This is a genomic window from Pseudomonas sp. H11T01, assembly GCF_048515765.1.
GTDB lineage: Bacteria > Pseudomonadota > Gammaproteobacteria > Pseudomonadales > Pseudomonadaceae > Aquipseudomonas.
On record NZ_JBLYED010000021.1, the window covers coordinates 1 to 13,661 of the forward strand.

10 protein-coding genes and 1 pseudogene are annotated in these 13,661 nt (G+C 58.8%); 4 read left to right on the top strand and 7 right to left on the bottom strand.

All coding sequences use genetic code 11. From position 1 onward, the window contains the following. Positions 1-3,437, top strand: a 3,437-nt coding sequence (locus ACN1C3_RS24325) for an RHS repeat-associated core domain-containing protein (RefSeq protein ID WP_419118293.1), incomplete at its 5' end; no start/stop codon positions are given. A 52-nt stretch (positions 3,438-3,489) separates the two neighbouring features. Here the strand turns inward: ACN1C3_RS24325 and ACN1C3_RS24330 are convergent. Continuing rightward, on the bottom strand, positions 3,490-4,227 hold the full coding sequence (locus ACN1C3_RS24330) for a response regulator (protein WP_419118294.1): 738 nt from the start codon (positions 4,225-4,227) through the stop codon (positions 3,490-3,492). Positions 4,228-4,279: 52 nt separating this feature from the next. Beyond that, positions 4,280-4,564 carry a helix-turn-helix transcriptional regulator gene (locus tag ACN1C3_RS24335; protein WP_419118295.1) on the bottom strand — a complete coding sequence of 95 codons (285 nt, stop codon included), beginning with the start codon at positions 4,562-4,564 and terminating at the stop codon, positions 4,280-4,282. 574 nt (positions 4,565-5,138) lie between these two features. Between ACN1C3_RS24335 and ACN1C3_RS24340 the strand changes: the two are divergent. The 3 genes and pseudogenes from ACN1C3_RS24340 to ACN1C3_RS24350 form a co-directional block, all read left to right on the top strand. Further along, positions 5,139-5,891: pseudogene (locus ACN1C3_RS24340) on the top strand (MCP four helix bundle domain-containing protein); the annotation flags it as partial. Next, positions 5,886-6,749 (top strand): methyl-accepting chemotaxis protein, encoded by an 864-nt coding sequence (locus ACN1C3_RS24345; protein WP_419118389.1) that lies wholly within the window; start codon positions 5,886-5,888, stop codon positions 6,747-6,749. The pseudogene ACN1C3_RS24340 and the gene ACN1C3_RS24345, both read left to right, overlap by 6 nt. A 40-nt stretch (positions 6,750-6,789) precedes the next feature. After that, positions 6,790-7,980 (top strand): pyridoxal phosphate-dependent aminotransferase, encoded by a 1,191-nt coding sequence (locus tag ACN1C3_RS24350; protein ID WP_419118296.1) that lies wholly within the window; start codon positions 6,790-6,792, stop codon positions 7,978-7,980. Positions 7,981-8,126: 146 nt separating this feature from the next. On the opposite strand, the gene ACN1C3_RS24355 is transcribed toward ACN1C3_RS24350, so the two are convergent. From ACN1C3_RS24355 to ACN1C3_RS24375, 5 genes are all read right to left on the bottom strand, one after another. Next, on the bottom strand, positions 8,127-9,119 hold the full coding sequence (locus ACN1C3_RS24355) for a 2-hydroxyacid dehydrogenase (protein WP_419118297.1): 993 nt from the start codon (positions 9,117-9,119) through the stop codon (positions 8,127-8,129). Positions 9,120-9,140: 21 nt separating this feature from the next. Beyond that, a complete protein-coding gene (locus ACN1C3_RS24360) occupies positions 9,141-10,439 on the bottom strand; it encodes an MFS transporter (protein ID WP_419118298.1) in 1,299 nt (432 codons plus the stop codon). Positions 10,440-10,542: 103 nt separating this feature from the next. Further along, the gene (locus ACN1C3_RS24365) at positions 10,543-11,553 is read right to left on the bottom strand and encodes a sugar kinase (protein ID WP_419118299.1); all 1,011 of its coding nucleotides are present in this window, start codon (positions 11,551-11,553) and stop codon (positions 10,543-10,545) included. Beyond that, positions 11,546-12,328, bottom strand: a complete 783-nt coding sequence (locus ACN1C3_RS24370) for a sugar phosphate isomerase/epimerase family protein (RefSeq protein WP_419118300.1) — start codon at positions 12,326-12,328, stop codon at positions 11,546-11,548. Before ACN1C3_RS24370 ends, ACN1C3_RS24365 begins: the two co-directional genes overlap by 8 nt. 198 nt (positions 12,329-12,526) lie before the next feature. Beyond that, the gene (locus tag ACN1C3_RS24375) at positions 12,527-13,546 is read right to left on the bottom strand and encodes a LacI family DNA-binding transcriptional regulator (RefSeq protein WP_419118301.1); all 1,020 of its coding nucleotides are present in this window, start codon (positions 13,544-13,546) and stop codon (positions 12,527-12,529) included. Positions 13,547-13,661 lie beyond the last annotated feature (115 nt).

The window sequence follows — 13,661 nt, forward strand, 5'->3', positions numbered from 1 at the left end:
GGTACATCGCGAAAGGTGAAGACGACGCAGACGGCAATGTGCTTTGCCCGGCCGACCCGCAAGGGTTTGTGCGCAATCTCAAGAGCAAAACTGTGACCCCGGCCCCCTCCCAATACGGTAAGGCCCCGACCCTGCAAACCCGCTATCGCTACACCGCAGAGCTGGGCCTGACCGGTTCCGGGCCATGGTTAGCAATCAGGGATGAGACGCTGGTGCAGGTCGTCAATGGCCAGGACCAGCCACTGCAACACACGGCTTACAAATACATCAACGAACCAAACAACCCCCTCGAGCACGGACGCAAGCTGCAGGACGCCGTGACCCTCAACGGCAAAACCACCACCACCGCTTACACCTACAGCAAGGCCCGCAATGCCCGTAGCGGAGAAGCCGTACTGCATACAGTCAGTACCTTGATCGGGTTTGACGACTATTCGAACTATGGCCCAGACCAGCCGGGCATAGTGCAACCGGTGCGCAAAGTCATCACCCTGCAGCATTCATTGTTCAACGGCGAGCCGCTGCTCAACCGTGACGACAACGATGTGGAAATCGCCTACGAATATGACCTGCTGGGTCGGGTGACCAAGGAAACCGTGGCGCCGAACTCTGATGACTACAAAGCCAGCCGCACCTATACCTACACACTCACCAATGAACCTGGCCAACAGGCCAGGCAAAGCGCCAAGGACGTCAAGGGCGTCGAAACCATCACTTACCTGGACGGGCACAATCGGGTCATCAAGGAGACCCGGCGCGATGCCGATGCCCTGGGCGGCGACCCGCAAAAGTTTCGCGAGACTTACCGTGCGACCTACAACAACCGGGAACAGATGACGAGCGAAACCGTCATCGACTGGGAAAGAGCAAAAGATGTTCCCTTGACCAGTCTCTTCAACTACGACGATTGGGGTGAGCAACGCAGTGTGGTGCGACCCGATGGTGTCGAGGAGCACGAGGTCACCGATCCGATCGCCCAGACCACCAGTCAATGGCTCGAGGGCATGGGTAAAACCGTCACGACGAATAACCTGTTCGACAAGCCCGACAGCGTCAAACGAATCGACCTGGGCGGTCAGATGATCAGTGAACACACCTACCACTACGATGGGATGGGGCGGACCGCCGAGGAATATGACGCGGCTGGCAACTGGACGCGCTATGAATACGACGCTTTCGACCGGATGACCAAAACCCTGTTGCCTGACAGCAACGAAGTCGAGCGCCAGTACGCCGGGCACAGCAGCGAAGACCTGCCGGTGAAGATCAGTGTCAACGGCGTTGTACTGGGGGAACAGGGCTACGATGGGCTCGATCGTATGGTCCTGTCGATTACTGGCGGGCGTGAAAGTGTCTATACCTTCGATCCGGGGCAAACCCAGCCAAAAAGTGTGAAGCGTCCCAGTGGCGTGGAAACTGGTTACGTCTACCGGCCGGAACTGGGTGAAGATCCGGAGCAGCGGATTGCGGTGGAGAGTACCGCCATCTATACATACGACAGCGAGAACGCGCGCCTGCGGACCACTGAAGAAGTAGACGAGTCGGGCATTAAACATAGCCTTGCGCGTCAGTATTTCAGCACTGGCGAACTGAAAAGCGAAAGCCGTGAGCAGACAGGTGAAGTGCCGCGCGTCATGTTTTACGAGTACAGCCGGCAGGCACGGTTGATGAGTTATACCGATGTTCTCGAGCAGACCCAGACGTACGAGTACGACGATTTTGCCAGGTTGAAGGCCACCGAACTGGGCGACACTCGCTCGACGTTCGCCTATAACGATTTGGGCCAACTCAAAACGATCGAAACAATCGACGGTGCGCAGAGGCTGAAGATCGATCTTGAGTACGATGATTTCGGCCGGGAGGTGCTGCGTAAATTCGATCTGGGCAACGACATCAAACAGACATTGAGCCAGACCTACGACGAGGTCGACAGGCTGACTCAGCGGACGTTGATGCAAGGCACTGAGTCGCTGCGTGACGAAACCTACGTTTATGACCCTCGCGGACGCCTGGTCGAGTACAGCTGCACTGGCAGCCAACGGCCCGAAGACCCTTATGGCAAAGTCATCAAGGGTCAGCTTTTCGGCTTTGATGCGCAGGACAATCTGGACTTCGTGGAGACCACCTTTGAGGGCGGACGTCACTCGATCTATTACGAATACACAAACCAGAACGACCCCTGTCAGTTGATGGGGCTCACCAATGAATTGAGTCCGGCTCGACCTGGCGATCCGCTCTACCCGCCCAGAATCGACTTCACGTATGACGCTGACGGCAATCTGTTGCAGGACGAAGTCGGTCGTATTTTGGCCTATGACAGCCTGGGTCGCTTGATCAGCGTCAGCGCCTTGTCCGGCGAAACGGCCAATGACTATCACTATGATTCACTGGACACGCTGAACGGACGCAGTACTTCTGGCGGCAATGAACAGCGTTTCTACCAGAACGGTGAATTGGCGAACCAGATTCAGGGTTCCAACAGCAGTACCTTCGTACGGGCCGATGGAGTTGTGCTCGCCGAGCACCAGGCAGGTGCTGGCCCAAAGTCCCTGTTGCTGGCCAGTGATGACAAGAACAGCGTGCTGTGCGAGGTGAGCCAGGATGGGCACAATGAAATCGCTTATTCGGCGTACGGCCACCGTGCGGATAAAGCGGCGGTGAGCAGTCATTTGGGTTACAACGGTGAACTGCGCGAAGCGCAAACGGGTTGGTATTTGTTGGGTAATGGGTATCGGGCGTTCAATCCGTTGTTGATGCGGTTTCATAGCCCAGACAGTTGGAGTCCGTTTGGGGACGGGGGGATGAATGCGTATATGTATGTTTTGGGGAATCCGATTAGATTTAAGGATGAGACAGGGCACTCAGTCTTTTCCAAACTCGCTATGTTGTTTATGTACACTGGTGATGATGTAGTCGGAGCAGCAAGTAGAGTTGGCTCAAGTGTTTCGAAGACAACAGGCAGCAGTTCTCGACGATTAGCGAACGTCACCGATGAATTAGCAAAAGTCTCTGTATCTGCTCGACCTTCCAGATCAGCTGCGCGTCAGCCTTCGGCAAGGGCGCGTTCTGTAACACCGGACTACTCGGTTTCTCCCGAACGAGCTTCAGGAGGGAGGGCAGCAGTGAGTCAGCCTTCTTCAACGGCGACAGAGTCTGCAAGCCCGATAAAAGTAGCCAAACCGAAACAACCAAAAGTGATCGAGGGTGACTACGAGCACAATAGAAAAAACTTTCCAGGCGCCTACCAAGCTGCACAAAAGAAAAGTGCTTCAGGAGTAGTTGTAGGGAAACCGCCACAAGGGGTGAAAGGCGAAATAGTCACAACCACTAAAAGTGGATATGTCGACAAGATCTTCGGCTTGTCTGAATACAATACTGCGGTGCGCGTACCAGAAAAATCCACCGTCTCCAAAAACTCCCATTTACGCTATTCCTAGGTCGGTTGAAACGTTAAATGTACCCGCTCGTCAGCGGGTACATTTCATGTTCTCACCCCCTCAACCCAGTCACTCTCGCAAACTCCACCAACCCACCGTCATGCTCAAGTCCCAACTTGTCCATGGCGGTGCGCTTTTGCCTGCTGATGGTTTTTTCGCTGCGGTTCAGTTGCGCGGCGATCTGTCGGCCGGACAGGCCCTGGACGAACAGCCGCACCACTTCCATTTCTCGTTGGGAAAGACTCACCGATGGCGCCTCAGTGCTTGAGGAAGGCAAAGTCTGGGCATTGAGAATGTCAGCAAAGGAAGGGCTGAGGTAGCGGCGCCCCTTGGCCACGGTCTGCACGGCCCGTTTCAGTTCGATCAACGGGCTGCGTTTGTCGAATAAGCCGCAGACGCCCGTATTGAGCAAGGCTTGCAACAGTGAAGGGTTGCGCAACATGGTCATGACAATCAGTGAGACATGGCCGAAGTGACGTTTCACGTAGCCCATTAACGCCAGACCGTCGGGAAAGCGTCCGTAAGGCATCGAGTAATCGCTGACCAGAATGTCACAGGGTGTTCGCTGCAGATGGTCGATCAGCTCATCGGCGTTGTGTGCCTGGGCGACGATCGAGAACGTTGTGTCGGATGGGGGGCAAAGGGTCATTTCGGCGCCCATCAACACCACGGGGTGGTCGTCGGCGAGGATGATGCGAGCGCAATGTCGACGCGATACCGAAGTATCGGCGCAGGCATTACCGAGGGGGCTGGGAGCAGGTGTGTGGTGAGGCATGTGTTCCGGGTTCATGCGGTGTCTCTGTGAGGGCCGATGGAGCGCCGTACACCGCAGTCGGCCCGGTTCAAGGCAAATGAATCAAACCCCGTTCCAGCGCCTTGACCACCGCGGTCCAGCGCGAACTCACGCCGAATTTTCGGCGAATGTTGCAAAAGTGGTAGTTCACCCCGGCTTCGCTGCAGCATACGATCTGGCCGATTTCCCAAGAGGATTTGCCGCACGCGCTCCACTGCAAGACTTCCCTCTCCCTGGCCGTGAGTTTTATCGCTTCTGGTTGCTCGGGCTCCTGAGGCTGGAAATTGACCTGGGCTGGCAATGACCGGACGGGTGCTGGGTTGGTACGGTACATAACGGGCTCTCCCATTTATCATCAATGATGGCGTGGGCGCGGCAGAATCTTCCTACTTCATAAGGGCGTAGTTCGCGCGGCCGGCCTTCAGACACCTGTGTCAGGGCTGTAGGCGCGGTCTAGTTATATCGCGAATCAACGACCTTGGAACCTGTCAGAAATTACAGGTAGGCCACTTTAATGAGGGATTGTTGGTATGGCTGTCAGCTGTTGCATATCCCGATGTAGGGATCTTCTACACAACGCCCCTGCGCAACAGTTTGAACAATAAAGTACTGATTAATTGAGCATTTTTGTATTTTCCGGTGCGCGCAAGGACGCGAAATAAAAATGGTTTTCCGGATATTTTCTGAGCCACGCCTCACTATCCCGTTCGACTGCATTGCAGCAACCGATGAACGGAGCTCATATGGCACTGAATAAAACCTGCAGCCCTGCCGATACAGCGGCAGGGCCCACTTCCTATAACAAGAGCGGCCCGCACTATCGGAGCTAACGCTCGCCTGATAGCTGAAACCGCATGGATGCTCGCAGCCCTTCATCACCCGAGAGCCATCCTATGTCCTTACGAAATATGAATATCGCGCCTCGAGCCTTCCTCGGTTTTGCGTTCATTGCGTTGCTTGTCATCGCCCTCGGCGTGTTTGCCGTGAATCGCATGACGATCATCCGCCAGGCTTCGGTTGACATGGAAAGCAACCAACTGCCCAGCGTGAGTTTCCTGGGCAGCATCACTGAAAACGTATTGCGTTTGCGCATTTTGTCGTTTCGGGTGCTGGTCAACCGTGATGCGGCCGGTCTGCTGGAAGCTGAAACACGTATTAGTGCGTTGATGGACAAGGTCAAGCAAGGGCAAACCAGCTACGCGGCATTGCCTGCCGGTGGCGAAGAGGCGGCGCTTTACAAGGCGTTTGCAGCCACCCTGGACAGTTATCTGCAAGCGCAGAGCCAGATGATGGAGCTGTCGCGTCAGAACAAGATCGATGACATGCGCAACTTGATCAATACCCGAATCAAGGACGGCACCGACTTGATGGGCGAGCAGCTCAACAAACTGATTGCTATCAACAGAGCCGACGCTACAAGAGCTGATACCGAGGCCGGTAGCCAGTATGACAATGCCAAGCTAGGGATCATCGGCGTTTCGGTGGCCGCGGCCGTGATTACTGTATTGTTGGCCTGGTTGCTCACCCGCAGCATTGTCACGCCGCTGAGCCGCGCGGTGGCTGCCGCCGAAACCATCGCCGGTGGCAACCTGAGCAAGCCCATCATCATCGACGGCAACGACGAACCGGCTCGGTTGCTCAGTGCCTTGTCCACCATGCAAACCAATCTGCGCAAAACCATCGAGCAGATCGCCGGCTCGGCGACGCAACTCGGCTCGGCCGCTGAAGAACTCAGCGCGGTCACCGAGGAAGCGTCTCGCGGCCTGCAACAGCAAAACAATGAAATCGAACAAGCAGCGACTGCCGTCAACGAGATGACCGCCGCCGTAGAAGAAGTGGCACGCAACGCGGTCTCCACCTCCGAGGCGTCCAACCAGTCGACCCTGGCCGCCCGCGAAGGCCGCGACCGTGTGGTGGAAACCGTCGGCGCGATCCAGACCATGACCCTGGACGTACAAAACACCTCGGCCATGATCGAAGGCCTGGCCGTGCAGGGCCGTGACATCGGCAAGGTGCTGGACGTGATCCGGGCGATTGCCGAGCAGACCAACCTGCTGGCCCTCAACGCCGCCATCGAAGCCGCCCGTGCCGGTGAGGCCGGTCGTGGTTTCGCGGTGGTGGCGGATGAAGTTCGCGCACTGGCTCATCGCACGGCGCAATCAACCCAGGAAATCGAAAAAATGGTCGCCGGCATCCAGAACGGGACCGGCCAGGCCGTCGAGTCCATGCAGCAAAGCAATCAACGCACCCAAAGTACCCTGGAGATGGCCCGTGCGGCAGGCGTTGCCCTGGAGCAGATCACTCAGTCGATCCATCTGATCAACGAACGCAACCTGGTGATCGCCAGCGCCTCGGAAGAACAGGCACAAGTGTCGCGCGAAGTGGACCGCAATCTGGTGAACATTCGCGACCTGGCCAGCCAGTCATCCGCCGGTGCCAACCAGACCAGCGCCGCCAGCCATGAGCTGTCGCGACTGGCTGTGGATTTGAATGCAATGGTGGCGCGATTCGTGATTTAAGTTACCGTTCAGGCTGGAGTTCGCGCAACAGGAGAGCTACATGCGCTATTCAGCCTTGACCCAACGAATTGCCGGCGACGGAGCAGCGGCCTGGCAGATTCACTACCGAGCACTGGAATTGATAGAGCAGGGCGCCGACGTGCTGTTGTTATCGATCGGTGACCCGGACTTCGACACCCCCAAACCGATTGTCCAGGCGGCCATCGACAGCCTGCTGGCCGGCGATACCCATTACCCGGCGCAGGTGCGTGGAAGCTGCTCGCTGCGCAACAGCATCGCCCGGCGCCATGCCCGCCGCAGCGGCCAGGCGGTTGATGCGGATCACGTGGTGGTGCTGCCCGGCGCGCAATGCGCGGTGTACTCCGTGGTGCAATGCCTGCTCGATCCGGGCGATGAGGTGATCGTCGCCGAGCCCATGTATGTGACCTACGAAGGCGTGTTTGGCGCCTGCGGTGCCAAGGTGGTTCCGGTGGCGGTGAGTTCGGAGAATGGCTTTCGAGTCGATCCGGCAGACGTCGCAGCGCTGATCACGCCCAGGACCCGGGCGATGCTGCTTAACAGTCCGAACAACCCTTCGGGCGCGAGTCTGTCGTTGCCCATCTGGCAGGCACTGGCGCAGCTGTGCATCGAGCATGATCTGTGGCTGATCAGTGATGAGGTGTACAGCGACCTGTTGTATGAAGGCGAGCACATCAGCCCGGCGAGTCTGCCGGGCATGGCCGAGCGCACGGCGACCCTTAACAGCCTGTCCAAATCCCATGCCATGAGTGGCTGGCGGGTAGGCTGGGTGATCGGTCCGAAGCCTCTGACCGAACACTTGATTCATTTGTCGCTGTGCATGCTGTTCGGGTTGCCGGATTTCGTGCAGAAGGCGGCTGAGGTCGCCCTGAATGCCGATTTGCCGGAGCTTGCGCAGATGCGTGACGAGTATCGCCTGCGTCGGGATCTGGTTTGTGCCCGCCTGGCCGATTGCCCGGGCCTCAATGCCGTGAAGCCTGACGGCGGGATGTTTGTCATGGTCGATATTCGCCAAACCGGCCTCGGCGCCCAGGCATTTGCCGAGCGCTTGCTGGAGGGTTATGGCGTGTCGGTGCTGGCCGGCGAGGCGTTCGGGCCGAGTGCGGCAGGGCATATCCGCCTCGGGCTGGTGGTGGACCAGAAACGCCTGGCCGAGGCGTGTCGGCGGATCGTGCGCTGTGCGGCGGATTTGTTGGAACAGCGGCCAGGCTGAATATCTTTGTTGTCAGGGCTGGCCTCATCGCGAGCAAGCCCGCTCCCACACTCGACCGTGTCCGGACACCAATTTTGTGTGCGACGCGGTTCTAATGTGGGAGCGGGCTTGCTCGCGATAGCGGTGTAACAGGCGGCATAGGTCTGTCAGCCCACCTGCAATCTCTTCTCCCACACCCCCCCATTCACCAGATTCGCCGGCCGCTCGCCGGCCAACGCCGCCAGCAGATTGTCCACCGCGCAACGGGCCATCGCCTCACGGGTTTCATGGGTGGCAGAGCCGATGTGCGGGGTCGCCACCACGTTATTCAACTGCAAGAGCGGCGAGTCATGTTCCAAGGGTTCGCGCTCGAACACGTCCAGCCCCGCAGCCCGAATCTGCCTCCGTTGCAGCGCTTCGATCAGCGCTGCTTCATCGACCACCTTGCCCCGTGAAATGTTGATGAAGATGCTTTCCGGCCGCATCAGCGCAAACTCCCTGGCGCCGATCAGACCTTCAGTCTCGGCGGTCAACGGCAAGGTCAGGCAGATGAAATCAGCGTGCTGCAACAACTCCGAAAGGCTGCGGTACTGCGCATTGAAGCGCTTCTCCACCGCCGGTTTCGGTGAGTGGCTGTGATAGATGACCGGCATGCCGAAGCCGAAATGCCCACGCTGAGCCAACGCTTCGCCGATCCGCCCCATGCCGATGATGCCGAGGGTTTTGCCATGCACGTCGCTGCCAAAATGCATCGGTCCGATGTTCTGAGTCCATTGCCCGGCGCGGACCAGATTAGCCAGTTCGACCACTCGGCGAGCCGTGGCCAGGATCAAGGCGAAACCCGTGTCGGCGGTGGTTTCGGTCAACACGTCTGGGGTGTTGCTGAGCAGAATGTTGCGCAGTGTCAGGTAGTCGATGTCGTAGTTGTCGACGCCCACCGAGACGCTGGCGACGGCTTCCAGCTGTGGCGCCAGATCGAGCAACTCGGCATCGAGCCGCAGACTGGCACCCAACAAACCCTGAGCACTGGGCAAGGCATCGCGCAGACGCATCAGGCCGTCGCTGTCGAGCTTGTCGATCAAAGTGACGTGCGCGTGTTCATGCAACCGGGCCATCAGCACTGGCGAGAGCTTTTTGTAGAGGACGACGTGCTTTTTCATGGTGTTCACCTTCAGTTCAATTCAGGAGTGCGCAGCCAGAGGACGTCTCGGCGTGACCTTGGGCAGCGCTCGATCACTGGCCCCGGGCTTGAGGAAAATCGTCAGCACCACCGACAACAGCAACGCGCCGCTCATTAACAGATAGGACGCACCGGGTGAGCCGGTGGAGCTGTTCAGGTAACCGACCAGATAGGAACCGCCGAAAGAACCGAGGGCGCCCATGCTGTTGATCAAGGCCATGGCGCCACCGGCAACGTTGGCCGGAAGGATTTCCGGGACAATGGCGAAAAACGGTCCATAAGGCGCGTACATGCAGGCCCCGGCGATCACCAGCAAGGTGTATGACCACCAGAAATGTTCAGCGCCGAGGGCGTAGGAACCATAAAACGCTACGGAAGCGATCAGCAGTGGCGGCCAGACGAAGCGCTTGCGCCGTTGAATCTTGTCCGAGCCCCACGACACCGCGAGCATCGCAATCACCGCCGCCAGATAGGGCAGCGCCGACAGCCAGCCGGCCTCAATCATGTCCATTTTCGTACCCTGCTTGAGAATCGACGGCAGCCACAGCACGAAGCCGTAGACACCGATGCTCCAGCAGAAGAACTGCAGCGCGAGGATGATCACCTTCGGCGAACGGAAGGCCTCGGCGTAGTTTTTCACCGCTTTGATTCCGATCTGTTCGGCGGCCAGTGCGCTTTGCAGGTCCTGTTTTTCAGTCTCGCTGAGCCACTTGGCGTCGGCCGGACGATCGTCGGCCAGGCGCCACCAGATAAACGCCCAGAGCACCGCCGGCAGGCCTTCGATGATGAACATCCAGCGCCAGCTGAAGTGCTGCACCAGATAGCCGGACACCACCGACATCCAAAGCATGGTCACCGGGTTGCCGAGGATCAGAAAGGTGTTGGCTCGCGAGCGTTCGGCGCGGGTAAACCAGTGGCAGAGGTAGACCAGCATGGCCGGCATCACTGCGGCTTCGACCACTCCGAGCATGAAGCGGATGACGATCAGCATGTAAGCGTTGGAGACGATCCCGGTCAGGGTCGCCAGCGCGCCCCAGAGAATCAGGCTGACGAAAATCAATTTCTTCACGCTGTTCTTTTGCGCGTAGATCGCTCCCGGTATCTGGAAGAAAAAGTAACCGAGGAAAAACAGCGCGCCAAGCAACGACGAGAGCCCCGGCGTGATCATCAGGTCGGCGGCCATCCCGGAGGCGGCGGCGAAACCGTAATTGGCCCGGTCCAGATACGCCAGGCTATAGGTGATGAACACGATGGGCATGATGTACCACCAGCGGCGGGTGGCGAGTGTGGGCGTTTGCATGATGGTGCTCCTGAGCTTGTTGTTTTTGTCGCAGCAGGTAACGGTTTGGATTCAACGTTTTCGGTGACTGTTATGGCCAATCGCGAGCAAGCCCGCTCCCACATTAGATCCTCAGCGAACACTTAATTTGTGTACGACTGCGATCAAGTGTGGGAGCGGACTTGCTCGCGATTGCGGCATTGAGTTCGGCAGATAATTCGGCACGTGTCGGTAACCCCTCCATATCCCCGCGGCTCTGCACCGCGCGGCTGCCAATCCAGTTGGCGCGTTGCACTGCGTCGCTAAAGCTGTAGTTCTCCAGCAGTGCACTGATCAGGCCCACGGCAAAACCATCACCGGCACCGACGGTATCGACGACGTTTGCGACCGGCACGGCGGCGACAAAGCCCTCATCCAGATGGGTACGGTAATAAGCACCGTGAGCACCGAGCTTGATCGCCACCGCTCTAGCGCCGTTGTCCAGGTAGAACGCGGCGATGTCGGCCGGGTCCTCGAAACCGGTGAGCAAGCGGCCTTCACTCAATCCCGGCAATACCCAATGGGCGAGGGCGGCGAGTTTGTTAATTTCCGTGATCATCTGTTGTTCGCTGGCCCACAAGGCCGGACGCAGATTGGGATCGAACGAAACACTGCGGCCAGCCCCACGCATTTGGGTCATCAACTCGCGGGACAGCTCACGGGCGGTGGCCGACAACGCCGGTGGAATACCGGTCGCATGCAGGTGACGCGCTTGCAGCAATGGCGGGCGGATCGCTTCGATCGACAGATGACTGGCGGCCGAACCCCGGCGGAAGTACTCCACCTGCGGATCACGGCCATCGTCTTCGCGGGATTTGAATTGAAAGCCGGTCGGGTGCAGCGGATCGACCTCGACATGGGTGCAGTCGAGCCCTTCGGCTTGCAGCGTATCGACCACAAAACGTCCCAGTGAGTCGGCACCGACCCGGCTCAGCCAGGCCACATTGAAACCTAGCCGGGACAGACCGATGGCGACGTTGCTGTCGGCCCCGGCGATGCGTTTGTGAAAGTGCCCGACCTGCGCCAGATCACCGGTTTGCTCGGCGACAAACATGGCCATGGTTTCGCCGAACGACAGAACATCGAACTCAGACATGGGCGCTCTCCAGCTGTGATTGACCCAGGCGGGCGAGGACAGCGACGTGCTCGGTGGTCAACTGCAGCAGGTCATCGGCTTGCAGCGGGTACTCCGCCGCCCGGGGAATGCCCTGGGCCATGTGCTGCAGCAGTTGTTCCCACAGATGCAAGTCGTTGGGGCCGGGCGGTATCGCGACCAGCTTGCTGTCGGCGCGGCGCACGACTGCTTTGCAATGCACGTAACCCACATGGCGGCCGAGCAATCGCGCGGCGGTGGCGGCCGACTGGTCCTGCCATTGCCAGTTGCCGATATCGAAGGTCATCTGCACTGGCAGGTTGTGTTGCTCGACCTGGGCGAAGAAGCGTTGGAGCGGCTCGATGCGTCCACCCTGCGTGGTCTGATCGTTTTCCACCAGCAACTGGACCGGATGCTGCGCCAGACACGAGGCGAGGCTCTGCAGATCGTTGTTGTCAGTGAAATAACCCAAGGACACTTTCAGCCATTTTGCGCCGAAGGACTGTGCCCGTTTCAGGGTCGCGGCCAGTAGCGGGTTGGGTTGCGATTGACCGGCGACCCAGAGTTCCAGCGGTGAGGAAAACACCGCCTCGAGCCCCTGTTGTTCGATGGCCCGGGTCAATTCGCGCGGGTCTTCGGCGGTGAGCAGTTCTTCACGCCATTCGATGCGCTTGGCCCCGGCCTTGGCCAGTACCTCGACGAATGCCAATTGCCCGCGTTGGCGAACCAGATCGGCGCCGTAGCTGGAAAGACTGATGGAGACAGGTGATTTATTCATTGTTATTGACCTCTGAAACCGGTTTCATTTTTGTTCAAAAATTTTTGGCTAATACATAACCTGTGGCGAGGGAGCTTGCTCCCGCTGGACGGCGAAGCCGTCCCAAATCCGGCAACCGCATTCCAACAGATAAAATGTGTCAGCCGCCTTGCGACTGCTTCGCAGCCGAGCGGGAGCAAGCTCCCTCGCCACAGTTGTTCATCGTCTAGTTGTCGACCCGCGCACAATCAACTGCGCCGGATAATCCAGCGTCCGTACCGGCCCTTCATCCCCGCGCAATCGCTTGAGCAAACAATCGAACGCACTGGCGCCGATGTCTTCGGTCGGCTGGGCGAGGGCGGTGATTCCGCTGCCGACCAGTGGGTACCAATCCAGGTCATCCAGGGCGATCAATCCCACGTCCTCGAACAACCCGCAACCCAGCTCACGCAGCGCGCGGGTACTGGCCAGCGCGGCAATGCCGTTGGCACAGAACAGGGCTTTCGGACCGGGGCCGGGCGTGGCGAGAAAGGAATGCAGGCGAACCGTCAGCTCAGGACCGGTCTCGACCACCGCGCCAAGCAGGGCCGGGCGTTGAGCGATTTCGGAGGTGAAGCTGCTGACCCGTTCGATCCGCGAGCTGGTGCCGTCATAGGGTTCGCTGACCATCAGTACGTCGCGATAGCCTTGCTCTTCAAGGTGTGCGAGGGCGGTGTGGACCGCAGCGGGGTTATCCAGGCCGACCAGGTCGCTGTGCAACTGCTCGACCTTGCGGTCCACCAGTACCATAGGCATTTCCTGGTGCAGCTCGAGCAATTGGTCCAGATGATGACCGAGGGTGTTCACGATCAAACCTTCGATGTTGTACGAGCGCAGCGCCGCCAGATGCTGACGTTCCTGCTCGTCATCACGATCGGTGTTACACACCACAAGGCTGTAGCCGTGCTGACGGCAGGCAGTTTCCACGCCATGCATCACGGCAATCGAATAGGGGTTACGGATATCGGCCACCAGCATGCCGATCAGGCGGGTGCGCCCACGTTTCAGGCCGCGGGCCATCTGGTTCGGGCGATAACCCAGCTCACTGATCGCCTGCTCGATGCGTAACGCAATGGCATCGGAGAGCAAGGGCCGGTCTTCACCGATAAAGCGCGACACGCTGGCCTTGGAGACCCCGGCGCGTTCGGCGACATCGAGCATGGTCACGCGGCTGCGTTGGGCGGCGGAAAAACTGTTCACGGTGCACGACCTTCTTATTGGAATTATTGGGAAGCAGCGCTGGTGAGACTTCGCTGAAACCGGTTTCAGAAGACACCAAAACCCAATAGGCCGTCAAGAGGGGGAAGGGGATGAA